The sequence below is a fragment of the Phytobacter palmae genome (genome assembly GCF_039409775.1).
Classification (GTDB): Bacteria; Pseudomonadota; Gammaproteobacteria; order Enterobacterales; family Enterobacteriaceae; genus Phytobacter; species Phytobacter palmae.
Genome location: NZ_JBCIVJ010000001.1, coordinates 135,376 through 160,007 on the forward strand (window position 1 = coordinate 135,376; position 24,632 = coordinate 160,007).

At 57.5% G+C, this 24,632-nt stretch carries 19 protein-coding genes and 1 pseudogene; 10 read left to right on the forward strand and 10 right to left on the reverse strand.

The features are described from left to right. Positions 1 to 105: 105 nt before the first annotated feature. From entH to entC, 5 genes are read right to left on the reverse strand one after another with little or no spacing between them, the layout of a single operon-like run. The gene (gene entH, locus AAIG39_RS00700; protein WP_090082082.1) at positions 106 to 519 is read right to left on the reverse strand and encodes a proofreading thioesterase EntH; all 414 of its coding nucleotides are present in this window, start codon (positions 517 to 519) and stop codon (positions 106 to 108) included. Continuing rightward, positions 520 to 1,266, reverse strand: a complete 747-nt coding sequence (entA, locus tag AAIG39_RS00705; protein WP_090082087.1) for a 2,3-dihydro-2,3-dihydroxybenzoate dehydrogenase EntA — start codon at positions 1,264 to 1,266, stop codon at positions 520 to 522. It abuts the gene before it with no gap. Further along, positions 1,266 to 2,117 (reverse strand): isochorismatase, encoded by an 852-nt coding sequence (locus AAIG39_RS00710; protein ID WP_249568722.1) that lies wholly within the window; start codon positions 2,115 to 2,117, stop codon positions 1,266 to 1,268. The genes entA and AAIG39_RS00710 overlap by 1 nt, the downstream gene beginning before the upstream one ends. Before the next feature lie 12 nt (positions 2,118 to 2,129). Then, positions 2,130 to 3,740, reverse strand: coding sequence for a (2,3-dihydroxybenzoyl)adenylate synthase EntE (gene entE, locus AAIG39_RS00715; RefSeq protein WP_249568770.1), 1,611 nt, complete (start codon positions 3,738 to 3,740; stop codon positions 2,130 to 2,132). A 9-nt stretch (positions 3,741 to 3,749) separates the two neighbouring features. Further along, positions 3,750 to 4,925, reverse strand: a complete 1,176-nt coding sequence (gene entC, locus AAIG39_RS00720; RefSeq protein WP_343192966.1) for an isochorismate synthase EntC — start codon at positions 4,923 to 4,925, stop codon at positions 3,750 to 3,752. 188 nt (positions 4,926 to 5,113) lie between these two features. Here entC and fepB point away from each other — a divergent pair, with 188 nt between their 5' ends. Further along, positions 5,114 to 6,073 (forward strand): Fe2+-enterobactin ABC transporter substrate-binding protein, encoded by a 960-nt coding sequence (gene fepB / locus AAIG39_RS00725; protein WP_090082095.1) that lies wholly within the window; start codon positions 5,114 to 5,116, stop codon positions 6,071 to 6,073. 56 nt (positions 6,074 to 6,129) lie between these two features. On the opposite strand, the gene entS is transcribed toward fepB, so the two are convergent. Continuing rightward, positions 6,130 to 7,386: an enterobactin transporter EntS gene (entS, locus tag AAIG39_RS00730; protein WP_343192967.1), complete on the reverse strand. Its 1,257-nt coding sequence runs from the start codon at positions 7,384 to 7,386 to the stop codon at positions 6,130 to 6,132. Between the two features lie 110 nt (positions 7,387 to 7,496). On the opposite strand from entS, the gene fepD reads away from it, so the two are divergent. From fepD to fepC, 3 genes are read left to right on the forward strand one after another with little or no spacing between them, the layout of a single operon-like run. Next, entirely contained in the window at positions 7,497 to 8,501 is a 1,005-nt protein-coding gene (gene fepD, locus AAIG39_RS00735) for a Fe(3+)-siderophore ABC transporter permease (protein ID WP_343192968.1), read from the forward strand. Between the two features lie 38 nt (positions 8,502 to 8,539). Then, a complete protein-coding gene (gene fepG, locus AAIG39_RS00740; RefSeq protein WP_425503236.1) occupies positions 8,540 to 9,490 on the forward strand; it encodes an iron-enterobactin ABC transporter permease in 951 nt (316 codons plus the stop codon). Continuing rightward, positions 9,487 to 10,287 (forward strand): iron-enterobactin ABC transporter ATP-binding protein, encoded by an 801-nt coding sequence (gene fepC, locus AAIG39_RS00745; RefSeq protein WP_343192969.1) that lies wholly within the window; start codon positions 9,487 to 9,489, stop codon positions 10,285 to 10,287. Before fepG ends, fepC begins: the two co-directional genes overlap by 4 nt. 92 nt (positions 10,288 to 10,379) lie before the next feature. On the opposite strand, the pseudogene entF reads toward fepC, so the two are convergent. The 3 genes and pseudogenes from entF to fes all read right to left on the reverse strand — a co-directional run bounded on the left by entF (position 10,380) and on the right by fes (position 15,713). Further along, positions 10,380 to 14,254: pseudogene (entF, locus tag AAIG39_RS00750) on the reverse strand (enterobactin non-ribosomal peptide synthetase EntF). Positions 14,255 to 14,264: 10 nt separating this feature from the next. Next, positions 14,265 to 14,468, reverse strand: coding sequence for an MbtH family protein (locus AAIG39_RS00755; RefSeq protein ID WP_090082106.1), 204 nt, complete (start codon positions 14,466 to 14,468; stop codon positions 14,265 to 14,267). 24 nt (positions 14,469 to 14,492) lie between these two features. Beyond that, entirely contained in the window at positions 14,493 to 15,713 is a 1,221-nt protein-coding gene (fes, locus tag AAIG39_RS00760) for an enterochelin esterase (protein WP_343193141.1), read from the reverse strand. 252 nt (positions 15,714 to 15,965) lie between these two features. On the opposite strand from fes, the gene AAIG39_RS00765 reads away from it, so the two are divergent. The 6 genes from AAIG39_RS00765 (at position 15,966) to AAIG39_RS00790 (ending at position 23,252) form a co-directional block, all read left to right on the forward strand. Next, on the forward strand, positions 15,966 to 18,242 hold the full coding sequence (locus AAIG39_RS00765) for a TonB-dependent siderophore receptor (RefSeq protein ID WP_343192970.1): 2,277 nt from the start codon (positions 15,966 to 15,968) through the stop codon (positions 18,240 to 18,242). 50 nt (positions 18,243 to 18,292) lie between these two features. Beyond that, positions 18,293 to 18,955 (forward strand): enterobactin synthase subunit EntD, encoded by a 663-nt coding sequence (gene entD, locus AAIG39_RS00770; RefSeq protein WP_343192971.1) that lies wholly within the window; start codon positions 18,293 to 18,295, stop codon positions 18,953 to 18,955. Between the two features lie 117 nt (positions 18,956 to 19,072). After that, positions 19,073 to 20,014 (forward strand): D-ribose ABC transporter substrate-binding protein, encoded by a 942-nt coding sequence (locus tag AAIG39_RS00775; RefSeq protein WP_090082113.1) that lies wholly within the window; start codon positions 19,073 to 19,075, stop codon positions 20,012 to 20,014. Between the two features lie 13 nt (positions 20,015 to 20,027). Then, complete coding sequence (locus AAIG39_RS00780; RefSeq protein WP_090082115.1) at positions 20,028 to 20,636, forward strand: DUF2291 family protein; 609 nt, start codon at positions 20,028 to 20,030, stop codon at positions 20,634 to 20,636. Beyond that, entirely contained in the window at positions 20,636 to 22,162 is a 1,527-nt protein-coding gene (locus AAIG39_RS00785; RefSeq protein ID WP_343192972.1) for a sugar ABC transporter ATP-binding protein, read from the forward strand. The genes AAIG39_RS00780 and AAIG39_RS00785 overlap by 1 nt, the downstream gene beginning before the upstream one ends. Position 22,163: 1 nt before the next feature. After that, positions 22,164 to 23,252 (forward strand): ABC transporter permease, encoded by a 1,089-nt coding sequence (locus AAIG39_RS00790; protein ID WP_343192973.1) that lies wholly within the window; start codon positions 22,164 to 22,166, stop codon positions 23,250 to 23,252. Between the two features lie 320 nt (positions 23,253 to 23,572). Here AAIG39_RS00790 and AAIG39_RS00795 read toward each other — a convergent pair whose 3' ends face one another. Further along, positions 23,573 to 24,526: a sugar-binding transcriptional regulator gene (locus tag AAIG39_RS00795; RefSeq protein WP_343192974.1), complete on the reverse strand. Its 954-nt coding sequence runs from the start codon at positions 24,524 to 24,526 to the stop codon at positions 23,573 to 23,575. Between the last annotated feature and the right edge of the window lie 106 nt (positions 24,527 to 24,632).

Below are 24,632 nucleotides of genomic sequence, written 5' to 3' on the forward strand. Positions count from 1 at the left end.
GGTGTTACAGAAAAGCAAGGAATATAAGGTGAACGGAATGCCCCTCAGAGCCGCATGTTCCCCCTCACCCTGCCCTTCTCCCCGGAGGGACGAGGAGCAGTTCCACTACCCCATCACCGCTGTACTCAACCGGCAGGTACAGCAGCGCCGTCCCTGCTCATCAAACACCACAATCTCCCAGCTCTGGTTCAGACGCCCCAGATGCAGTGGCTGGCAGACGGCACGCACTTTACCCTGTGACACCGCACGGTGATGGGTGGCATTCAGCTCAGTTCCCACCACACACTGACCATCGACAGTCATCATGTATCCGGCCATTGACCCAAGCGTTTCCGCCAGTGCGGCGGAAGCTCCGCCATGCAGCAAACCAAAAGGTTGATATGTGCGGGCATCCACCGGCATTTCTGCTTCCAGCACATCATCACCCAGACGGGTGTAGACAATCCCTAAATGGTCGACCAGGGTACGGGCACTGGTGGCATTGAGTTCATCAAGCGTTAAACGACGCTTCCAGATCATTTATGCCCCCAGCGTTGAACCGCCATCCACCACAATATCCTGCAACGTGATGTGGCTGGCATAGTCAGACGCCAGGAACAATATGGTACTGGCTATCTCTTCCGGGCGGGCAATCTTACCCAGCGGGATACCAAGCTTGAACTGCTCGCCAAAACCGGCAATGCGCTTCTGTTCCGCATCGCTGCTGGTCCACAGCGTTCGCTGCATATCGGTATCGGTGGAGCCAGGTGACACCACATTCGCCCGCACGCCGCTGGCGGCCAGCTCAAGCCCCACCGTCAGCGCCAGACTTTTCAGCGCCGCTTTCGACGCGCCATAAGCGCTCATACCGATACGCGGCGTGTGCGCGGCATCAGACGCCACGGTGACAATCGCCCCGCCCCGCTGCTGGCGAAACTGCGCCATGGTCGCCTGAAACAGATTAAACGCACCGCCAACATTGACAGCAAACGTCTCCTGCCACTCCTCCTGCGAAAGTGCATCCGTTGCCCCCATGCGCAAAATGCCCGCCGCGTTGACCAGCACATCCAGCCGCACGTTCTGCGCCAGCACCCGAGGGCAAACTCGCGAAACCTGCTCTGCGTCGGCAATATCCAGTACCTCGGTGGCGAAAGGGTAATGCTCCCCCGCAAAAGCGCGATCAAAACCGATGACCCTGGCGCCTGCCCCGGTGAAGGCGATGGCGGTGGCATAACCGATACCCTTTCCGGCCCCGGTCACCCAGACAGTTTTTCCTGAAAAATCCATTAATTGACCTCGCGGGACAGCAGCGCCCACCAGGCATCGATGGTCGGGTTTTTCGCCAGCATGACAAAATCGATATCACCATGTACTTTGCGCCAGCGCGCTGCCAGCGCCATCATGCGCACGGAATCCAGCCCGTAATCAATCAGGTTTTCATCATCGTAAGGCTCGTCGGATTCATCCAGCAGCGGCAAAATCTGCGCACGTAGCGCCGCCTTGCTGGCAGGCACCGGCAACAACGCTTCGGTCATTACCACGCGCCCGGAACGACCCGCCACATATTTCAGTGACATCAGATGCTCTTCCCGGCTGAAATCCGCCAGCGCATCGGCCACCATAAAGGGCTTGATATCACGCATAAAGGCGTCAGTCGCGGTCGTCATGCAGCCGATATGTGCGTACACACCGGTGATGATGAGCTGGTTGCGGCCGGTCTCTTTGAGCATCTGCTCCAGCGGCGAACGGTGGAAGGCACTGTAACGCCACTTCACCAGCACCGTATCGGCTTCGTCCGGGGTCAGCGCCGCCACAATTTGCTGCTGTTCAGGCGAGCGGGTCAGACCCGGCCCCCACATGTCGTTGAGCAGCGCACGATCGTCCTCACTCTGCTCTTTTGGCTGTGCCGTGTAATAAACCGGAATATTGTGCTGCTTACAGAACTGACGCAGCGCGGCAATATTGGCAACCACCTTTTCCATCATCGGGCAGTTTTCGCCCCAGAAATTGAGGAAATACTCCTGCATATCATGAATCAGCAAGGCGGCGCGTTCAGGTTCAAATGCCCATTGCACTTTGTTATCCGGAATATCATTCGCAGTCGGCAGTGCGTAGCCGCTCAGTTTGGGAATTGCCATCTTTTCTCCTCATTACGCCCGGGCGCGTTCTGCCAGCCACTGGCGTAATTGTTTCTTATCCACTTTGCCTACCGGAGTCAGCGGCAGGGCCTCCAGAGACTCAACGCGATCGGGCAGTTTAAAATCAGCCACGCCTTGCTCACGCAGGAAACGTCGAATCTCCACTGCCCGTATCGGCTGTTTCACCACCAGATATGCGCAGCTTTTTTCCCCCAACAGACTGTCTTCCATGCTGACCAGCGCAGCGTGGATCACCGCCTCATGGCGCAGCAGTAAATTCTCAATCTCTTCGGCGGCAATCTTCTCGCCGCCCCGGTTGATTTGATCTTTCTCGCGCCCCTGCACCGTGATATAACCCGCGTCGTCAATGGAAATCAGATCGCCGGAGCAGTAGAAGCCATTGGCGTCAAAGGCGCTGGCGTTATGTTCCGGGCTGTTAAAATAGCCCCGAAAGGTATACGGCCCACGCGTCATCAGGCGGCCCACCTGGCCACGCGGCAGTGGATGACCCTTTTCATCCGCCACCCAGACTTCATCATCCGGGCACATCGGGCGGCCCTGGGTGTTGAAAATGCGCTCCGGTGTGTCATCCAGCGCGGTGTAATTCACCAGCCCTTCCGCCATACCAAAGACCTGCTGTAACTGGCAGCCAATCTCCTCAGGAATACGTGCTGCCAGGGTGGCAGACAGGCGTGCCCCGCCTACCTGCAATAGCGTAAGCGAGGCCAGTTGCCTCTTGTCTGCCCCGTCGGCAATCGCCTGTAACCACAGGCTGACCGCAGGCGGCACCAGAGAGGTGACGTTGATGCGATGCTGCTCAATCAGCGGAAAACAGAGCGTTGCGCTGGGATCATGTGCCAGCACCACACGGCCACCCGCCAGCAACACACCCAATGAACCTGGGGAGCTCATCGCATAGTTGTGGGCGGCAGGCAGCGCGTTGAGGTAACGGGTATCCGCCGTAATCGCGCAGATTTCATTGCTGCGACGGATACTGTAGTAATAGTCATTGTGGGTACGTGGAATGAGCTTCGGCGTGCCGGTACTGCCGCCAGAAAGCTGAAAGAAAGCCACTTCATCGGCAGGTGTCGGCGTGGCGATAAAATTATCTGCCGGGCACTGGATCGCGGCCGTTAACGATTTATCACCGCTGTCGTTGAGAAATAGCGATACGCGTACCGAAGCATGTTCAGCAATAAACTCCTGCCAGAAGAGATCGGTAGCAAAGAGCGCATGCGCACGGTCAGCAATCAGCAATGCCGGTTTGATCTGCAGGGCATAGGCGTTAAGTTCAGTGCGCTGGTGGCTGAACAGCGCATTTACCGGCGCGACGCCGATTTTGAGCAGCGCAAAAAAGGTGATGTAAAACTCCGCCACATTGCCGAGTTGTACCAGCGCCGTTTCGCCGCGCTGAATGCCCTGCGCCTGCAGCCTGTTTGCCAGGTTGTCAGAAGCCTGATGCAGTTGCTGATAAGTAAACGTGCGTTCGCCATCAATCACTGCTACCGCATCGCTTTGCGCGTGGCGACTTAAGATGTCGGTCATCGGCAAATCCAGCCAGTAACCTTTTTCGCGGTAGCGCGTGGCGAATTCATCCGGCCAGCGGGTAAAGGGAATGGTCATCATCGCTCCTTAATGCAGGCCAAAAACATTGAGCATGGTGGACAGTTTGACGCCGGTTTCGCGCCACTCCGCCGCTGGTGATGACGCCGGCACAATGCCCGCACCGGCAAATAATCGAACGCGGTTTTCGTGAATGTGCGCACAGCGGATAGTGACGACCCACTCACCATTACCTTCGGCGTCGCACCAGCCGACAATGCCGCCAAACAACTCGCGCTCAAACGGCTCCAGCCCGACAATCAGCTTTTTCGCCGCCAGGTGAGGGAAACCGCTCAGCGCTGGCGTGGGGTGCAACAGACAGGCGAGGCTCAGGGCGTTCTCATCCGCTAGCGCTGTGCCTTCAATGGGCGTCGCCAGGTGCCACAGCGTCGGAGTAGTCACCAGTTGTGGGGTATCCGGCATACTCAGCGCACGGCTGCGCGGCGCCAGCATGGCTTTCATCGCCTGGGTGACCAGTTCATGCTCATGACGATCTTTTTCCGATGCCAGCAGTCTGATACCCGCTTCGCGGTCCAGCATGTCATCCGGCTGACGTCGCGCCGACCCGGCAAGCGGCAGAGAGCTGAATTGTTCGCCCTCTTTACGCAGTAACAGTTCCGGGCTTGCTCCCAGTAACACCGCCCCTCGCGACAGCGGAACATGGAAGTTAAAGCTCGCCGGGTTCTGGGCAATCAGGCGCTCCAGCAGCACACCGATGTCGAGAGGCGCATCGGTGGTAATATCAATCAGGCGCGAGAGGACAATTTTGTCCAGCTCTGGCGTGGCGGTCAGCGCAGCTCCCCGGGAAACCATATCCATAAAGACATCCTGCTGCGGGATCTCCGTACGCCTTGTGACGCCGGGGGTATCGTGCCCGGAGAAGTAACGGGAGGAACGCTGCTTAGACGGACGCGAAAAGGTCTGCCAGGACGCGGGAATAAAGAGTTCAGACGGCCGGGTGGTATCAAAAGGGATGGCCCCCACCACGACTGGATTGGCGATGCCCCGCGCTTTAGCCCCGGCAAAAGCCTGTTTCAGTTTTTGCTGGAACCTGCTGTCCGGGCTATCCCCATCCACCGCCGGTTCACTGATACGGGCAAAACAACCCGATGTGGTGAAACTACGAAAGGGCGACATAAAGAAGAACTGGTCCGATGCCAGGGTTTTTGCAGCCTGTTGAACTTCCTCAGCCAATGACGTATCCATATCATCCTCCAGGAAATGATAAATATATTACGAATGATTATCATTTGAATTTTGGTTGAGTAAGCTAAAGCGAAAGACCCGGCATGTCAACCAGCGCACCCGCCTCTCTTGCGACTAACGCTTGCATCCATCATGCACAATGATGAAAATGAGAAGCATTAACTTCAACAAAAACAGGACGTGACCTCGTGAGACTCCCTTTGCTATGCCGTAAGGCCCTTATCATATTGGGTATTTTTGTTTTCGGACTTTCCGCAGCCACCGCCGCCGACTGGCCGCGCCAGGTGAATGACAGCAAAGGCAGCCATACGCTCGACCATAAACCTCTGCGCATTGTCTCCACCAGCGTGACGCTGACAGGTTCACTGCTGGCTATCGATGCCCCGGTTATCGCCAGCGGCGCCACCTCACCGAACAACCGATTCGCCGACGATCAGGGCTTTTTGCGCCAGTGGGGCGAGGTGGCCAAATCGCGCAATGTCGCACGTATTTATATTGGCGAGCCTAACGCCGAAGCCGTTGCAGCCCTGATGCCGGATCTGATCCTCATCAGCGCTACCGGGGGTGACTCAGCGTTATCTCTTTACGATCAGCTCTCAACGATTGCCCCGACCCTGGTTATCAATTACGACGATAAAAGCTGGCAAGCCCTGCTCACCCAACTGGGCGAAATCACCGGCCAGGAAAAACAGGCCGCAGCCCGTATTGCTGAGTTTGATAAGCAGATGGCCGATGTAAAAGCACGCATAAAACTGCCGCCGCAGCCGGTTAACGCGCTGGTTTATAACCCGGCGGCGCACAGCGCGAACCTGTGGACCACCGATTCCGCCCAGGGCAAGCTGATGCAGGAACTGGGGTTCACCCTCGCCACGCTACCGGAAGGGTTACAGACGCTGCAAAGCCAGGGTAAACGCCACGACATCGTGCAACTGGGCGGCGAGAACCTGGCGGCCGGTCTGAACGGCGAAGCGCTCTTCCTGTTCGCCAGCGATCAGAAAGAGGCTGACGCGCTGAATGCCAACCCGTTGCTTGCCCATTTAAGCGCTGTGCGGAACAAGCGTGTTTATGCGCTTGGCGCCGAAACGTTCCGTCTCGATTACTACAGTGCGACGCGGGCATTAGCGCGGCTGTCCGCACTGTTTGGCTAAGACCTTCCCGGCTGGCGCTACGCTTCGCCGGGCGAAGCCCACACCCGTCGCCCGGGTCAGGCGCTTGCGCCGCCATCCGGGGACGCTACCGGAATCTGACGGAACTGACGCAATTTGCGTAATATCAACACCAGCACCACGCCCACTATTGCCAGTACAAAACCACTGCTACTGGCCGACGCCCCTGGCGTCATAACGACGCCAAGCCCGCCCAGCACCGCCGCGCCAGTCGCATCGCCCGTCACGTTTTGCGCCGTCCACAGCCCATTGATACGTCCCAGCATCGCTTCCGGCGTTTGCGTCTGAATCAGCGTGTACTGCAACAGGGAACTGATCGCGCTCAGCCAGCCAAACAGGGCCAGAAACGCCGCACCTAATACCCAGTACGGCATCAGGCTGAATAAGCCAATGGCGACGAAGGCCCCCACGCTGCTACACAGCATCAACAGGCCCGGACGCGGATGTTGCGCCAGCCGCCCACTGGTTAATGCCCCGGTCGCCGCGCCAAGTGGGATTGCCGCATACAGCACGCCAATTTGCGCCGCCGAGATATGCCACTCAACGGCCAGTGCGGGATAAAGCACGCGCACAGCGCTGGCCATGGTCAACAAGGCTCCCAGCAGGGCAATACCGCCGATCAGTGGGCTGTTAAATAAAAAGCGAATCCCCGCCACCAGCGAAGACAACGGATGTTCACGCGGTTGTGGTGGTGGTGGCAACACAGGCAAGCTCAGCAACGGCAACAGGGTGATAAACGTCCCTGCTGCCGCCAGCCCGTAGTTCCAGGCCACCCCGCCTGTTGCCAGCAACAGACCACCGCACATCGGGGAAATCACCGAACCCAGGCGTACCGTCAACATAGTGATCGCCCCGGCCTGCATCAAATTTTCACGCCCGACCAGCGCTGGCGTCGCCGCCAGCAGCGCGGTCACTCCCAGTGACGCGAAAAAACCATCCCATAAGCCAAGTAAATAAATCGCCAGCAGAGACGGTTCCGGCAGTAGCGCATTAAGCCACAGGCCAATGAAGCCAATACCGCAGGTACCGCGCGCCAGCAGGATCAATTTCTTACGCTCATAGCGGTCGGCAAGCACGCCCCCGGCCATCAGCCCCACGAACATCGCGCCGCCGGTCAGGGTAACGGAGAGACCCACTTGCCAGCTTGAACCGGTCATCGCCTGAATCTGTACTGGTACGGCAACACCCAGCAAACCCAGCGATAAGATAGAGATAAAACGGGCGAGAAATACGGCACGAAAGGCCGGATGCGTCTTCAAAAGGCTTACATTCAGCAGCCGGGATTGTTGGTTCATTACAACGCCTTAAGGCAATCTTTTTTTATTCATTCCATGGCGTGCATGGTAACATAGACAAACAAGATCGATAACGATAATTACTATCATTATCAAGTCAGGAATGTTCTATGTCGTTTCCTCGTTCCCCGAGGCGTATCGTCACGCTCCTCGGGTTGGTGATTCTGCTTATTGTGGCAATGGCGCTCAGTATGCTGGTCGGTGCAAAAGCGATGCCCGCCAGCGTGATCCTGGATGCGCTGACAGGCACCTGCCAGAGCGCAGACTGCACCATCATTCGCGACGCACGCTTGCCAAGAACGCTGGCCGGGTTACTCGCGGGCGGCGCGCTCGGTCTGGCGGGTGCGCTGATGCAAACCCTCACCCGCAATCCGCTGGCCGATCCAGGCCTGCTGGGCGTAAACGCCGGAGCCAGTTTTGCGATTGTCCTCGGCGCCGCCCTTTTTGGCGCCGCCTCCCCCGTCGAACAACTGGCGCTGGCCTTTTGTGGTGCGCTGGTGGCCTCGCTGATTGTCGCCTTCACCGGCAGCCAGGGGGGTGGACAACTCAGCCCGGTACGCCTGACGCTGGCGGGCGTGGCACTGGCCGCCGTGCTGGAAGGGCTTTCCAGCGGGATTTCGCTACTCAATGCCGATGTCTACGATCAGTTACGCTTCTGGCAGGCCGGCTCGCTGGATATTCGTACCCTGCAAACGTTGAAAATTGTCCTGCTGCCGGTGTTGCTGGCCGCGAGTGTTGCGCTGCTGTCCAGCCGGGCGCTGAACAGCCTGAATCTGGGCAACGATACCGCCACCGCGCTTGGCAGCAAAGTGGCGCACACACAGCTTTCTGGTCTGCTGGCTATTACCGTACTTTGCGCCAGTGCAACGGCAGTAGTCGGCCCCATCGCCTTTATCGGGCTGATGATGCCGCACCTTTCACGCTGGCTGGTGGGGGCCGATCACCGCTGGTCGCTGCCGGTCACCCTTATTGCCACCCCGGCTTTGCTGCTGTTTGCCGATATTGTTGGCCGTCTGCTGGTGCCAGGTGAGCTGCGCGTGTCGGTTGTGAGCGCCTTTATTGGCGCACCGGTCCTGATTATTCTGGTTCGTCGCGTACGCGGAGGTGGTCTGTGATCGCCCCGTCCCGTCGTCTGATAATCAGTTGTCTGCTGATGCTGCTGGCAGGCCTGCTCTTTACCCTCTGGGGTCTGCGCAGTGGCGCGGTTATGCTGGATAGCCGCCAGGTCATTGATGCGCTTACGGGGAGTGCGCCGCGCGCCATGCAGCTTGTCGTCATTGAGTGGCGATTGCCCCGCGTACTGATGGCGCTGCTGATTGGTGCCGCGCTGGGCGTCAGCGGCGCTATCTTTCAGTCACTGATGCGAAACCCGTTAGGCAGCCCGGATGTGATGGGCTTTAACACCGGGGCGTGGAGTGGCGTGCTGGTGGCGATGGTGCTTTTTGGGCAGCATCTGACGGCGATTACGCTCGCCGCCATGGCGGGCGGCATTCTGACCTCGTTCATCGTCTGGGCGCTGGCGTGGCGAAACGGCATTGAAACCTTCCGCTTGATTATCGTCGGTATTGGCGTGCGGGCGATGCTGATGGCCTTTAATACCTGGCTGATTTTACAGGCCTCGCTGGAAACCTCGCTTACTGCCGGGCTGTGGAACGCGGGGTCGCTCAACGGTTTGACCTGGGCGAAAACTTTCCCGTCTGCCCCCTTTATTCTGCTGATGTTTATTGGCGCGGCATTGCTTTCCCGCCGTATGCGACTACTGGAGATGGGGGATGACAGCGCCTGTGCTCTTGGGGTAAGTGTTGAGCGCTCACGCCTGCTGCTGATGCTGGTGGCCGTCGTCCTGACCGCCTCTGCCACAGCGCTTGCCGGCCCTATTTCGTTTGTCGCGCTCGTCGCGCCGCACATTGCCCGGCGCATCAGCGCCACCGCGCGCTGGGGCCTGACACAATCGGCCCTCTGCGGTGCCCTGCTTCTGCTGGCTGCGGACATCTGCGCACAGCGGCTGTTTATCCCTTATCAGTTGCCGGTGGGCGTTGTCACCGTCAGTATTGGCGGTATCTACCTTATCGCCTTGTTAATTCAGGAGTCCCGCAAGAAATGATCGATACTCAGGCCCGTTTGCGAGGCGAACAGTTAACCCTGGGCTACGGTAAGAAAATTGTCGCCAGAGACTTGAGTGTCTCGATTCCCGATGGCCATTTTACGGCGATTATTGGGCCGAACGGCTGCGGAAAATCAACGCTGCTGCGCACCCTGAGCCGACTGATGACGCCAGAAAAAGGCCATGTTTATCTCGACGGCGAACAGATCCAGCGTTTTGCCAGCAAAGAAGTGGCGCGCCGGGTCGGGCTACTGGCGCAAAATGCCACCACGCCAGGGGATATTACCGTTCAGGAACTGGTCGCCCGTGGCCGTTATCCGCACCAGCCGCTGTTTACCCGCTGGCGTCGGGAAGATGAACTGGCTGTCACCCGCGCCATGCGTGCTACGGGAGTCGATACGCTGGCGTCGCAGAGTGTGGACACACTGTCAGGCGGGCAGCGGCAGCGCGCGTGGATAGCGATGGTGCTGGCACAAGAGACCTCCATCATGCTGCTTGATGAGCCAACCACCTGGCTTGATATCAGCTACCAGATAGATCTGCTGGAGTTGCTCAGTGAGTTAAACCGTGAGCAGGGCTATACGCTGGCGGCGGTGCTGCATGATTTGAACCAGGCCTGTCGCTATGCCACCTATTTGATTGCCCTGCGGGACGGCAAAATTGTGGCGCAAGGCGCGCCGAAAGAGATTGTCACAGCGGGGCTTATTGAAGCGGTATACGGTTTGCGCTGTATGATTATTGAAGATCCGATTGCCGGTACGCCGCTGGTGGTGCCACTTGGCCGACGTTCGCTTTGATATTGTCCCGGATGCGGCGTCGCCTTATCCGGGCTACGGCTGATTTGTTGCCCCGGTAAGCGCCCGCGCTACCGGGGACATTCTCCTGACAACTACCCTAACAACTCCCTTACTACCGGGCCGATGGCTTCAAACGCCTGCGGTGAAATGATATCCACGTGGGCGCAATCCTGGCGGTAGACATCCAGTTCACCCACCCACGGCGCCCAGGCCTTTTGTGGACTCATCCCAGGTGTCAGCGTGCGTTCAGCGACGAACAATGTCGCTTTACCGTCAAACTTCACGCTATGCGCCGTGGTCAGCAGACGTACCGCATCGCCATAGTTGCCTTCAATGGCGGCAAAGAGTTCCGTCGAGGCTTGCCCTTTTTGCGCCGCCAGGAAGGCCTGCCGCTCGCGCTCGATTTCCGCCAGCACGTCCGGGTCCAGCCCGTTGGCCTCTTTCTCCGCCCAGTTCTGCGTCTCCGGCGGCCAGGTATCCAGAAGCCCTAAAAAGGCCACTGTTTCCCCACGCGCATGCAAGCGGGCAGCAACCCCCTGCGCCAGCGTTCCGCCCAGCGAGTAGCCGAAGAGGTAATATGGCCCGCGTGGCTGTCGCGCCAGCAGTGTCGCAAGATGATGTTCGCACACCTCATCCAGCGTGGCGGCCTGCTGCATCGGCCCCTCAGGACGCGGTGACTGGATGCCTGTAATCCCCCAGCGCGGCGAGAGGTAGCGCGCCAGCACGCTGAACTGCCAGGCAAAGCCGGAAGCCGGATGGAAACAGAACAAGACGGGGCCATCACCGTCACGCAGGGGCAAAAGGGTTTCCAGTCCGAGTTGACTGTCGGCCTGTGCCTGCGTCAGCAGGGCCGCCAGTTTCTCAACAGTTGATGCAACCATAATTTGTCCAGCCGTTACCGGGCGCTCAAACGTCTGGCTCAGCTGTGCCCCAGGCGCATCGCCAGTAAAGAGTGGCCGCCAAGAGCAAAGAAATCGGCCTGCGCATGGTGAACGTCGCAACCGAGCAGCGAAGAAAAAGCTTGTGCGATCCGGGTTTCCACCCCCGCCTGCAGCGCCCGGCCGACCTGCTCACGCGCGGGCTCAGGCAGAGGCAGCGCTTTTCTGTCGAGCTTACCGTTGGCGCTCAGCGGAAGTTCGCTTAATTGCAACAGCACCACCGGTACCATATGCGGTGGTAGCTGCGTACTGAGTTGCTCGCGTAGCGCAGTGAGATTAAGCGGCAGGCCACTCTCTGAGACCACATAGCCCACCAACTGGCGCGCATCGCCATTGCCAGCCGCCGCCTGATTCAGTACGCAGGCATGGGCGACGCCCTGCGCGACATCCGCCAGCGTCTGTAACGCTTTATCGATCTCACCGAGCTCAATACGCTGCCCGCGAATTTTTAGCTGGTCATCGCTGCGTCCCAGATATTCCACCGCGCCGTTATCCAGCCATTGTGCCACGTCACCGGTGCGGTACATCCGCTCGCCGGGGGCAAACGGGTCAGCAATAAAGCGGCTGGCGGTCAAATCCGGTCGTCTCAGATAGCCTTGCGCCAGTTGGATGCCGGTAAGATACAAATCCCCCGCCACACCCGGCGGCACCGGCTGCATCATACTGTCCAGAATCCGCAGACCGGTATTCCAGACCGGGTAACCAATCGGCACGCTGTTACCCTTCACTGCCGCCAGTTCATCGCCGAAGGCCGGATACCAGCTCACGTCGACGGCAGCCTCAGTAGGCCCGTAGAGGTTGTGCAAAGGGGCGCCGGTCAGCTGTTCCCACTCGCGGCACAGGGCCGCCGGAAGCGCTTCGCCGCTGCAAAATACCTTGTTCAGGGTACGACAGCTTTCCTGCGCCGTTTCTGGCGTCAGTGACGTAACAAACGCGGCCAGCATGGAGGGTACGAAGTGCGTGGTGGTTACGCCAAAACGGGCAAAAAAGCGTTGCAAAGCCTGCGGGTCACGGTGTGCCTCGGGTTCGGCCATCACCAGTTGAGCACCCGCTATAAACGGCCACCAGAACTCCCACACGGAGACATCAAAACTGCACGGCGTCTTTTGCGCCACCACATCCTGTGCGTTGAGCGGATAGTGGTTTTGCATCCACAACAGACGGTTCACGATAGCGGTCTGTCCGACCATCACCCCTTTTGGCCGCCCGGTAGAGCCCGAGGTAAAAATGATATAGGCGGTGTGTTCCGGGCGGGACAGCGCCAGAGGTTCTCCCCCCGTCGTCGCCAGCGGCGCGGTGTAGCTAAGGTGAGCGAGTCCTGGCAGATTGTTAAAACGCGCAAGCTGGTCATCAGAGGTGATAAGCAGACGCGGCCGGGCATCTTCCAGCATCATGTGCAGCCGCTCATCCGGATAACCCGTATCAAGCGGCAGCCAGGCGGCCCCGGCTTCAACAATGCCATGCAGTGCCAGCGTCAGGAACACGGAGCGCGGTAGCGCGACGGCAACGCTGTCACCAGGCTTAACGCCACGCTCACGCAGAAGGCGGGCCAGCGCCACCACCTGCTCACGCATTTCCCGGTAGCTAAACTGCCAGTGCGCATCGGTCAGCGCCGGGGCATCCGGCGTTTTTGCCGCCTGTTCTGCCACCAGTTGGCTTAGCGTTGTGGAGGGCAACATCATGCCGGTATCGTTAATCTTTTCGATTCGCTGCCACTCGTCGGTGGAGATCAGCCGGGCCTCACCGCAGCGAAGCGTCGGCTCCGCAGCAAACTGGTTCAGCAGGTCGTGCAAACGGGCCACATGGCGATTGAGCACGCTTTGCTCGTAGCGGCTGCGGTTAGCCAACACTTCCAGCGTCAGGCCGCCCTCTTCGTCCGGGAAGAGCGCAATCTCCAGATCGTTAACCGGCCCTGTTGCCAGGGTGTGGGTTTGCCCGGCAATGCCGTCAACATCCAGCAGGTAATCAAACATTTTGACATTAAAAACCGGGCCAAAAAGCGGCTCATCGCCGGTAGCACGTCCCGCGTCACGCAAGATCTGCTCGGCATCATAGCGCTGATGGCGGCGCATCTTTTTCAGTTGCCCGGCAAGCGCACTGGCCAGTTCTGCCAGGGTTTGCGTCTCGTCAATGTGTACGCCCAGCGGCAGTACATTGAGCACCGGCCCGGTTGCGGTCAGCGCCGCCGAACCCATGCGCCGCATAAAAATAAACCCGGCGGCATAATCCAGCCGCCCACAAAGTCGCCCTAGCCACAGCGCAACCAGCGCTAACGCCAGATCGGCCGGCTGACACTGGCTCGCCGCCTGGGTCAGGCGACGGAAAGCGGCGGTATCAAGGCGACATTGCAGGCGCAGAATATCGGTCGTCACCGCACGACCCGCCAGAGGCGCTGGCGACAGGGAAACCGGTTCAGGCAGGGTGCGTTGTTGCTCCGCCCAGAAGGCCTTGTCTCGCTGCCATGCCTCGCTTTCCCGGTAGCGCTGGTACTCTTCCACCACCGCAGAAAATGGCGTAAATGGCGTCGGCGGGATGGCATCACCCGCACGAAGGGCGCGATAAATGGCGGCGATCTGGCGGGTAATGGCAGGGAAACTAAAGCCATCCACCAGTAAATGATGATAACGCTGATACCAGTACCAGCGACAGGTATCGACCTGAATAAGCAGATGACAGAAAAGCGATTTACCGCTGTCCGCGCGAAGATCCTGCGCAAGATCAGCCTGCATTAAAGCCAACGCGGCCGCGTGCGGGTCGGCGTGATGTCGAACATCCATCAACTGCGGCCGGGCAAATACCACGTTATCGTCCAGTTGCTGCCAGACGTCGCCATTGTCTTCCATAAAGCGCATACGCAGCGTGTCGGCCTGCGACAGCCCTTCGACAATGGCCTGCGCCAGCAACGGTGCATCCAGTTCGCCATCCAGCCCGACATAGTGGGCCACGCTCCAGGCGTTGGGTAACGTAGAGAGTTTTTCGGCCATCCAGATCCCCGGCTGCGCGGCCACGAGGGGTAAACGTGTGGTCATTCGCGTCTCCTTAACAGGCGTGGTGCGCCGGGGTTAAACTCTGCCAGTGGGCCTTAAGCCAGGCGTTACACACCTCCTGCGAGGCGGGCTGACACACGACGTGCCATCCATGCGGTAACGCACACTGTTGTGGCCACAGGCTGAACTGCTGCTGCGCGTTTTGCAGAATAAAAAATTGCCCCTGCTGGTTATCGAAGGGGTTGCTGAATTCCATACCAGGCTCCTGTCGTAATTGCGCTTATTGCGCCGCGCGCGTCAGAGGCTGCCAGAGGGTCATGAGCCCTGCGGTCAATCCACCGCGCCAGCAAAGCGCATCATGTCCGCCGTCAACCTGACGCCAGAAAACCGTCCGCTGTGTGTGTTGCAACTGGGCATAAAGGGCCAGATTGGCCCGAAAAATAATCGGCTCGCGCACGCCTGCCTCCAGCACTATCCGCAACCCCTGCGCCGATAACTCGCCGCGTTTAAGTTGTTCGATAAGCAGGCCATCTTGTTGCCCGCCTCGATCCGGCCACCAGTAGGAGCCAGACTGACTTAGCACGCAGCCAAAACGGTGCGGCCAGTTCAGGGCGGCATACAACGATGACAAACCGCCAAAACTCTGTCCGGCCACGACCGTGCGACCCGCATCATCGCTAAAGGGGGTTGTCGCCCGCACTTGCGGTAACAGCTCCTGCTGAACCGCCAGCCAGAAATCAGGGTTGCACGGCAGCTCCTTGCTGCGGTGGGCCATATCGATCACATCGATTAGCACATAGACCGCAGGCGGCAGTAATCCCTGCGCGGTGAGCGCTGCCAGCGCGGGCCAGACAGGCATGCTTTCGGCCCAGAACTGACCGTCGAGCAGTATCGCCATCGGGCGTTCGGCGCTGTGGTCATCACCAGTGGTGTACACCCATACGCGGCGACGGTTATTCAGGCGCTGGCTTTGCCATGTCAATACTGTCGCCGGGGTGTATGCCGTAGCGGGCAGATCCCACCCTGGCTGATGTGGCGCGCCGGGCATCGCCAGTGGCGACACGGGATGGCCTCTCCCGCCACGCCAGGAATGGGGGTTAAGCGGATCGGCAATGGCGCGTGGCAGTAGCTTGCGCCAGCCTTCGCGCAGTGCCGCACGGTCCGGTGGTGTCCGGGCAAAAACCTGGGGTGAAAAGTCGTCCGTCCGGTCAGAGGGGATCAGGCAATAGCTTCCGCGCCAGCCTGCTTCCAGTCGCGTTTGCCAGTACCAGATATCCGTGCCGGGCATGCGCGTCAGCGACTGTGGCATCGCCTGCTGATGGTGGTCAGTTACGCCAGTGATGTAGATCCAGACATGCTTAATACTGGAGGTGGTTTCTGTTCCTGCCGGGTCACGCCACCAGAAGGTAACCTGATAATGTCCCTCGCTTTCGGGACGCCACTCCGGCCCCTCTTTTGCCTTCCACCAGGCCTCGCTTCCCGCTATCGACGTCAACGCTATAACCTCATTTTTTCTGTGGAAACTTTTGCTTGCAGATCAAGAAATATTGATAATATTATTGATAACTATTTTCATTTGCAATAGCGTATTGCCGCGCTTTCGCGAGCGCGTCTTTCATATTCACAATGCCCTCTTTTGCGGATTTTCTCAGGATGAGCCCCTTCGCAACTGAATGGCAATGGCATGCCGTATTTCTTACCCTTCTGGGGATGGATCGCGTGGGAATGCGGCAAGAAAAGCAGGAAAAAAACAATGAAAAACAAAATGCGTTCCCTGACCCTGTTGGTCAATCTGGGAATATACGGCGTTGCTTTACCCGCATTCGCAGCAGAGACGAACACCGACGAAACAGCCAGTAATGATGACACCGTTGTTGTTACCGCTGCGCAGCAAAATCTGCAGGCGCCAGGGGTATCCACCATCACCGCGGATCAGATCCGCAAAAACCCACCGGCCCGCGATGTTTCCGAAATCATCCGTACGATGCCCGGTGTAAACCTGACGGGTAACTCTACCAGCGGTCAACGTGGCAATAATCGCCAGATCGATATCCGCGGTATGGGGCCGGAAAATACGCTTATCCTGATCGACGGTAAGCCGGTAACCAGCCGCAACTCTGTTCGCCTTGGCTGGCGCGGCGAGCGTGATACCCGTGGCGATACCAGTTGGGTTCCGCCAGAGATGATCGAGCGCATTGAGGTTCTTCGTGGCCCGGCTGCAGCCCGTTATGGCAACGGTGCGGCGGGCGGCGTGGTGAATATCATCACTAAAAAATCGACCGATCAGGCATGGCACGGTTCGTGGAACAGCTATTTCAATGCGCCTGAGCACAAAGAGGAAGGTTCGACCAGACGTACGGATTTTAGCCTGACCGGCCCGCTGGGCGACAGTGTCAGTTTCCGCCTCTATGGCAATCTTGATAAGACTCAGGCCGATGCCTGGGATATCAACCAGGGCCACCAGTCGCAGCGTACAGGGACTTATGCCAACACCCTCCCGGCCGGGCGAGAGGGCGTCATTAATAAAGATATCAACGGCGTCGTTCGCTGGGACTTCGCGCCCTCACAGTCTTTAGAACTGGAAGCAGGCTACAGCCGCCAGGGCAACCTTTACGCCGGGGATACGCAGAACACCAATACCAACCAGCTGGTAAAAGATAATTACGGCAAAGAGACAAACCGTCTCTATCGCCAGACCTACTCATTGACCTGGAACGGTGGCTGGGATAATGGCGTGACCACCAGCAACTGGGCGCAATATGAACATACGCGTAACTCCCGTACGCCAGAAGGCCTGGCGGGCGGTACTGAGGGGATCTTCGATACTACCGCCACGCAGAAGTATGTTGATGCCGATCTGAGTGATGTCACGTTACACAGTGAAGTGAATCTTCCACTGGATTTGTTGGTTAACCAGACTCTGACCCTGGGCACAGAGTGGAGCCAACAGCGCATGAAGGATATGCTCTCCAACTCTCAGACCTTCCTGGGCGGCAATATTCCTGGTTCCAGCAGCACTGGCCGCAGCCCCTACTCGCAAGCAGAGATTTTCTCCCTGTTTGCTGAGGACAATATGGAGCTGACCGATACCACCATGCTGACCCCTGCATTGCGTTTCGATCATCACACCATTGTCGGCGACAACTGGAGTCCATCACTCAACCTGTCTCAGGGGCTCGGCGATGACTTTACGCTGAAAATGGGTATCGCCCGTGCATATAAAGCGCCAAGCCTGTACCAGACCAACCCGAACTACATTCTGTACAGTAAAGGTCAGGGCTGCTACGCCACCGGCGCCGCCACCGGCATCGGCTGCTATATGATGGGTAACGATGATCTGAAAGCGGAAACCAGCATCAATAAAGAAGTGGGGCTGGAGTTCAAGCATGAAGGCTGGCTGGCGGGGGTGACCTGGTTCCGCAATGATTACCGCAACAAAATTGAAGCAGGCACTGAACCCTTTGGTCGGACCTCCATCAGCAATAAAGGGAAAACAACTTACACCGATATCTATCAGTGGGAAAACGTTCCTAAAGCAGTGGTGGAAGGCCTGGAAGGCACGTTGAACGTCCCGGTTAGCGAGACCATTAACTGGACAAACAACATCACTTACATGCTGCAAAGTAAAAACAAAGAGACGGGCGAACGTCTGTCAATCATTCCGGAATACACGCTGAACTCAACGCTGAGCTGGCAGGTTGTGCAGGATGTTTCCGTGCAGTCCACCTTTACCTGGTACGGCAAGCAAGAGCCGAAGAAATACAATTATCAGGGCAAACCGGTTACCGGCTCGGATAAGCAATCCATCAACCCTTACAGCATCGTCGGCCTGAGCGCGACCTGGGATGTGACGAAAAACGTCAGCCTGACAGCGGGCATAGACAACGTCTTCGACAAGCGTTTATGGCGTGAAGGCAATGCACAGACCACCGGTAGCACAACCGATGTTTCTTATATGCGTGGCGCGGGTGCGTACACCTATAACGAATCCGGCCGCACCTGGTATATGGGTATCAACACCCACTTTTAAGCACCAACCTTCCCTCTCCCTTCGGGGAGAGGGCGGGCGTGAGGCGACACATGCACACCGTTCACTCCACGCTGCCCCTCCATTCCCACCAGGTCCACCTCGTCACCTTCGACCCCTCCACCTTTGCGGATCGCGACCTTTTATGGCTACCCCATCATGACCGCTTAACCCACGCCGGGCGCAAACGGAAAAGTGAACACCTGGCCGGGCGCATTGCCGCCGTACATGCCTTGCGCAAATATGGTCATCAGGCAGTACCCGGTATCGGCTCAGGCGGTGAACCGCTCTGGCCCGCCGGACTTTACGGCAGCATCAGCCATACCGGGCAGACCGCCGCCGCTGTTGTTTCATCTGCCTGTGTCGGCCTGGATGTGGAGAAGGTGTTCACTGCCCAAGTGAGTGCAGAGATTGTTGAGAGCATCGTGAATGCCGAAGAATACACGTTGTTGCAACAAACCCCACTTCCCTTTACGCTGGCGTTATCGCTAACTTTTTCAGCAAAAGAGAGTCTTTTCAAAGCCTTTTCCGCCATCACCCTTCCCTTCCCCGGCTTTCACAGCGCGCAGCTTATCGCACTGAATGACCGGTCGCTCACCCTGCGCATAACCGGGAAATTTAGCCATCATCATGCAGGCATGTGCGTTGATATTGCATGGATTGCGCATGAAACCATGGTCATCACGCTGTCATCGGGTCTCCCTGCAGGATCGTGATCCTTTTCTCCTTTTAAGAAATTTGCTGCGCAAACCGTAGACAGTTCGCCATTGCCGTTTTATCGTTAACTTGAATAATAAATCATTATTGAATAAATATTCAATGTGGAGAAAAAGATGAAAACGACCCTACTGAAATCGGCTGTACTCGCTTCCCTGATCGCCGCTTCCGGCTCGCTGTTTGCAGCGGATAACGGGCTGATCGCCATTATCACCCCCTCACACGACAACCCATTCTTTAAAGCGGAAGCGGACGGTGCGGCGGCAAAAGCCAAAGAGCTTGGCTACACCACCCTTGTGGCTTCCCATGACGATGACGTCAACAAACAAAACCAGCTGATCGAAACAGCCATTGCCCGTAAAGCGAAAGCGATCATCCTTGATAACGCCGGAGCGGATGCCACCGTCGGTCCGCTGGAAAAAGCCAAAGCCGCAGGCGTTCCGGCCTTCCTGATTGACAGGGAGATCAACAAAACCGGCGTTGCCGTCGCGCAAATCGTCTCTAACAACTATCAGGGCGCACAGCTTGGCGCGCAAAAATTCGCCAAATTACTCGACGGCAAAGGCAAATATGTCGAACTGTTGGGCCGTCAGTCTGATACCAATGCCAGCGTCCGCTCCCAGGGCTACCACGATGTACTGGACGATTTTCCGGAGATGAAAATGGTGGCGCAGCAGACTGCGAACTGGAGCCAGACCGAAGCCTTCACCCGTATGGAAGCCATTTTGCAAACCAACCCGGATATCGTGGGCGTGATCTCCGGTAATGACACCATGGCGCTTGGCGCAGAGGCGGCACTGAAAGCCGCCGGGAAAAACAACGTTATTGTGGTTGGCTTTGACGGCAGCGACTACGTTCGTGACTCCATTATCAATAAAGGCAACATCAAAGCCACCGTCCTGCAACCAGGCTGGCAGCAGGCACAAATGGCGGTCGAACAAGCCGATCACTTCCTGAAAAACGGCAAAGCCCAGAAAGAAGAGAAACAGTTGATGGACTGCATGCTGATCGACGAAAGCAACGCCAGCAAACTGAAAATGTTCAACCTGAGCAAGTAAGGGCGGAGATGTTATGTCATTAAAACAATGGGGTGCTGCATTCGTAGGGTGCACCACCCTGTTGCTGACGGCCTGCACGGTGGTGGATCTGGATGATAATGGCAAGCCGATAATGCCTGCCGATCCGAATGCGAAAGCCAGCTTCGATAACATGACACCACAGCAGATCGCGCAACAAACATGGCAAGAACGCGTCATCGACGCCGCCCACAAGCATGCACTGGACGCCACCGCACTGACCACACAACTGAAGGCAACAAGCGATAAACCTCAAAGCGTGTTTGTTCGCCTGACGAGTAAGGTTGAACGTGTCGATGTCAGTAATGAACGCGAACAGAAACTGGTTATCACTTTCAACGGCCAGCCGCTGGAAGTACAGACTGGACCGGTTATTCAGGGCAACGCCATTCGCGATGCCACAGGCTTTAAATTTGAAGACTTTACCAACCAGGTTCAGTTTGCGCAGTTATCACGGGCTTACAACCGCGAAACCATTAAGCACTTACCCAAAGTTGACGACAGTTGGGCGGGCAAACAGGCCACTGTGCTGATGGCCGTCACCATTAAGGGCGGTAAGGCAACAGATGCTGCGGCACTGGAGTTGAAACAGGAGGCACAGTAATGAGCGATGTACCTGTGGATGACATTATTCTGCGTACGCGCGGCATATCGATGCTCTTTCCTGGCACCGTCGCGCTGGACAACGTGGACTACAACGTCTGGCGCGGCAAAGTGAATGTGATCATCGGCGAGAATGGTGCAGGGAAATCTACCCTGATGAAAATCCTCGCGGGTGTACAGCAACCGAGCCTGGGTGATATCGAACTGAATGGCAAACCGGTAGAGATTTCCAGCACCCGCGCCGCTGCTGCGCTGGGTATCGGCATGGTGCACCAGGAGCTGAATCTGTTTGAAAACCTCAATGTTGCCGAGAACATTTTCCTGGGGCGCGAGTTACAAAAAGGGATTGCCCCCATCAAGGAGGCCGAACAGGAAAAGCGGACCGCAGAGCTGTTAAAACGTCTCGACCAGCCCATTTCGCCGAAAGAGCTGGTGGGTAACCTGAAAGTAGGCCAGCAGCAGTTAGTGGAAATCGCCAGGGCGCTGGCGGAAGACGCGGACATTCTGATCCTGGATGAGCCCACGTCAGCGCTGAGCAAAACGGAAGTGGAGATCCTCTTTCGCGTGATCCGCGAGCTGACCCGCCAGGGGGTGTCGATTATCTATATTTCACACCGTCTGGAAGAGCTAATGGCCATTGGCGATGTCATCACCATTCTGCGCGATGGCAAGTTTCAGGCCGAAGCGAAAGTGTGCGACATCGACGTGCCGTGGATCGTGCGTGAAATGCTCGGCAGCGATCCGGTGAGCAATTTTCTGGCGCCGGGCCGTACTTTTGGCGCACCGGTGCTGGAAGCGGAGCATATCACCTGCGTTAACAGCGCGGGTAATACGGTGGTGGACGATGTCACCTTTAAAGTGCACAGCGGTGAAATTGTCGGTATTTACGGCCTGATGGGCGCGGGGCGCACGGAGCTGTTCGAATGCATGCTCGGGACCGAACGCAACTACCTGGGCAAACTGTGGCTCGACAGCAAACCCGTGCCGCAGCGATTGGCAACGGCGGATCGTATCCGTATGGGGATGAGCCTTGTGCCGGAAGACCGCAAACGTACCGGAATCTTCCCGATATCGTCGGTGGCGACCAACCTGACTATCGCCAGCCTGTGGCGGCGATTGCAGCGTGGAATCACCATTTCGCAAAAAGATGAGCAGGCGGTGGTGGCCAGCACGATTGGCAATCTGTCGATTAAGGTCTCAACGCCGGAGGTTGAAATCCAGGCGCTGAGCGGCGGTAACCAGCAAAAAGTGGTTATTGGACGCTCGCTGTTAACCAACCCGAAAGTCCTGTTTCTGGACGAACCGACGCGCGGGATTGACGTAGGGGCAAAAGCCGACGTCTTTCGCATGATGGTGCAACTCTCCGAACAGGGGATCGCAGTGGTCTTTTCCACCTCCGATCTGAAAGAAATCATGGCGGTATCTGACCGCATTCTGGTGATGTCCGGCGGCAAACTCACCGCCGATATCGTGCGCGATCGGGCCGAAGAATCGGCACTGGTAACGGCAAGTGCTCAGGGGTTCTGATATGAAAACAACACAGTCTGTGGCAGTGGCACCGCGCGCAAGCGCATCGCTGTCACGCGAAAGCATTCTGCTTCTCTTGTTAAAGCTGCGTACTTTTATCGCGCTGTTCCTGATTGTTGGCTTCTTTACCGCCACGGTGCCCGGCTTCCTCTCAACGGGCAGCCTGGTCATCATGATTAAACATATCGCCATTAACGCCTTCCTGGCGCTGGGCATTACGTTTGTCATCATCACCGCCGGGATCGATTTGTCCATCGGCGCAACGCTGGGCCTGTGCGGGATGATCGCCGGCTGGATGATCACTAAAGGCATCGTTCTGCCGATGTTTGGCATCGCCATCTTCCCCAGCGTCTGGGTGATTGTGCCGCTGGTGTTGCTGATTGGCGGCTTAATTGGCGCGGTGAATGGCTGGATAATCACCCGCTATAATGTCGCGCCGTTTATCTGCACGCTCGGTACGATGTATGTTCTGCGTGGCGCCGCGATGCTCACTTCCGACGGGCAAACCTTCCCGGGGCTGTCCGGCAATCCGCTGCTGGGCAATACCGGGTTTGATGAGATTGGCGCCGGTACGCTGTTTGGCATTCCGTGGGCTATCTGGCTGATGATCGTACTGGCGGTGGTGATTGCCTATGTCGCGCGTCGCCTGCCCTTTGGCCGCCACGTTTATGCCATCGGCGACAACGAGCGTGCGGCAGAGCTTTCCGGCGTGAAAGTGAAGCAGGTAAAAATCTGGGTCTATACCATCTCCGGGCTCTGCGCGGCGCTGGCCGGGATTGTGGTCTCAGCACAGTTGCTGGCGAGCCACCCGGCGAACGGTACAGCCTTTGAAATGAATGCCATCGCCGCCGTGGTCCTTGGCGGGACCTCACTGGCAGGCGGTCGCGGCACCGTGCTGGGGACACTGATCGGTGCCTTTGTTATCGGTTTCCTCGCCGACGGTCTGGTGATGATGGGCGTGAGCGAATTCTGGCAGATGGTGATTAAAGGTATCGTAATTATTGTTGCGGTCATCATCGATCAGATGCAGAACCGTATGCAGCAAAAAGCGGCGGTGGTTGCGCAAAAAGCAGTGATAGAAAGTAAGTAGTTTTATCGGTTTGGCCTGGGTTTCTCAGGCCTCAGATAACCGATAAAACCACCAGAGTGGATGGAACGGCGTAGATACTGTGAACGTCTTCAACCTTTTTAGCCATGGCTGACTCGTTTTCCCGCATGACCACCACAGCGACATCTTTGTGCTCCCTGGCGCAGAGCGTGCAGCGAGGGGTTTGAATCCACGCTGAAATCGGTGAGACGCAGACCCGATTCCCCTCACCCCAACCCTCTCCCCGGGGGAGAGGGAGAAAACCGGTCGTAGGCCGGGTAAGCGCAGCGCACCCGGGACTCCCGAAGGCGGCGTAACCCAGGTCAGCCATTGCTCACCAGGCTACGCGCCGTAGCGTAATCCGTGATCAGGACATCAAGGTAATTTCCCTGCAGCGCGCCGCGAACAGCATTGTGCTTTTCCGGCCCGCCCGCGAGACCGATAACCTGCTTACAGGCGCGGATTTGTTCCAGCTCCATGCCAATAACCGGGTCTTCTTCATGGCTCAGGACCGGTTTGCCCTCCCGATCGTAGTAATGCAGACAGATATCCCCCACCGCGCCGCGTTCGGACAGCAGATGCAACATATCTTCGTTGTAATAGTTGCCGGAGTTTTTGAGTAACTGTGATGGTTCCAGCTCGCCAATTCCGACAATCGCCACATCGACCTCGGCAAATTTTGCCACAACCGCCGCCACATCCGGGCTATTGACCAGACGTGCGCGCTCTTCAACGGAGTGCTCAATACTCTGCGAAGGCAGCAGCCAGGCCGGGCAGCCTAAATATTCCGCCAGTTGTTGAGTCAAAATAGTCGCCTGCACATTTCCGTTTGGCCCAACACCGCCCAGCAGTTGGATAACCCCCTGAGCGCGAATATTCTGCGGATGCATTTCATCGACCATGCAGCGAATGGTGCTACTCCAGGCGGAGATCCCCACCAGGTCTTCCGGACGGACGCGCGTTTCCATATAGTGTGCCGCCGCACTGCCGATGGCATGTTTTATTTGTGCATTGCTGGCCTCTTCACCCACATCCACGACAATGGCCTGACGAATGCCATACTGCTGCTCAATGGCCTTCTCCAGCGACACGAAAATATTGGTGGGCTGTACCACGGTGATTTTCACCAGCCCTTCTTTTTGACAACGTGTCAGCGCGCGTGAGACAAATGACTGTGATAAGTTCAGCAACGAGGCAATCTCTGACTGCTTTTTATTCTCGTTGTAGTAAAGCGTGGCGATTTTCACCAGCAAACGCTGCTCATCCTGCTTTGACATTGGTTTCCCCTTGAATCTTCTCCTGTCATTTTTATTCATACCCGAATAGATAACAAGCCGCACAATGCCGGATGGGATGATCCAAATGTGATCGTATTCTCCTTTC

Excerpts from the sequence above, each read along its gene's own strand:
- AAIG39_RS00795 (WP_343192974.1), bottom strand. The coding sequence starts at position 24,526 with ATGTCAAAGCAGGATGAGCAGCGTTTGCTGGTGAAAATCGCCACGCTT.
- AAIG39_RS00755 (WP_090082106.1), bottom strand. The coding sequence starts at position 14,468 with ATGGAATTCAGCAACCCCTTCGATAACCAGCAGGGGCAATTTTTTATT.
- entC (WP_343192966.1), bottom strand. The coding sequence starts at position 4,925 with ATGGATACGTCATTGGCTGAGGAAGTTCAACAGGCTGCAAAAACCCTG.
- AAIG39_RS00780 (WP_090082115.1), top strand. The coding sequence starts at position 20,028 with ATGTCATTAAAACAATGGGGTGCTGCATTCGTAGGGTGCACCACCCTG.
- fepG (WP_425503236.1), top strand. The coding sequence starts at position 8,540 with ATGCTGCTGGCAGGCCTGCTCTTTACCCTCTGGGGTCTGCGCAGTGGC.
- AAIG39_RS00710 (WP_249568722.1), bottom strand. The coding sequence starts at position 2,117 with ATGGCAATTCCCAAACTGAGCGGCTACGCACTGCCGACTGCGAATGAT.
- fepC (WP_343192969.1), top strand. The coding sequence starts at position 9,487 with ATGATCGATACTCAGGCCCGTTTGCGAGGCGAACAGTTAACCCTGGGC.
- entD (WP_343192971.1), top strand. The coding sequence starts at position 18,293 with ATGCACACCGTTCACTCCACGCTGCCCCTCCATTCCCACCAGGTCCAC.
- AAIG39_RS00765 (WP_343192970.1), top strand. The coding sequence starts at position 15,966 with ATGAAAAACAAAATGCGTTCCCTGACCCTGTTGGTCAATCTGGGAATA.
- entH (WP_090082082.1), bottom strand. The coding sequence starts at position 519 with ATGATCTGGAAGCGTCGTTTAACGCTTGATGAACTCAATGCCACCAGT.
- AAIG39_RS00775 (WP_090082113.1), top strand. The coding sequence starts at position 19,073 with ATGAAAACGACCCTACTGAAATCGGCTGTACTCGCTTCCCTGATCGCC.
- entA (WP_090082087.1), bottom strand. The coding sequence starts at position 1,266 with ATGGATTTTTCAGGAAAAACTGTCTGGGTGACCGGGGCCGGAAAGGGT.
- AAIG39_RS00790 (WP_343192973.1), top strand. The coding sequence starts at position 22,164 with ATGAAAACAACACAGTCTGTGGCAGTGGCACCGCGCGCAAGCGCATCG.
- entE (WP_249568770.1), bottom strand. The coding sequence starts at position 3,740 with ATGACCATTCCCTTTACCCGCTGGCCGGATGAATTCGCCACGCGCTAC.
- AAIG39_RS00785 (WP_343192972.1), top strand. The coding sequence starts at position 20,636 with ATGAGCGATGTACCTGTGGATGACATTATTCTGCGTACGCGCGGCATA.
- entS (WP_343192967.1), bottom strand. The coding sequence starts at position 7,386 with ATGAACCAACAATCCCGGCTGCTGAATGTAAGCCTTTTGAAGACGCAT.
- fepD (WP_343192968.1), top strand. The coding sequence starts at position 7,497 with ATGTCGTTTCCTCGTTCCCCGAGGCGTATCGTCACGCTCCTCGGGTTG.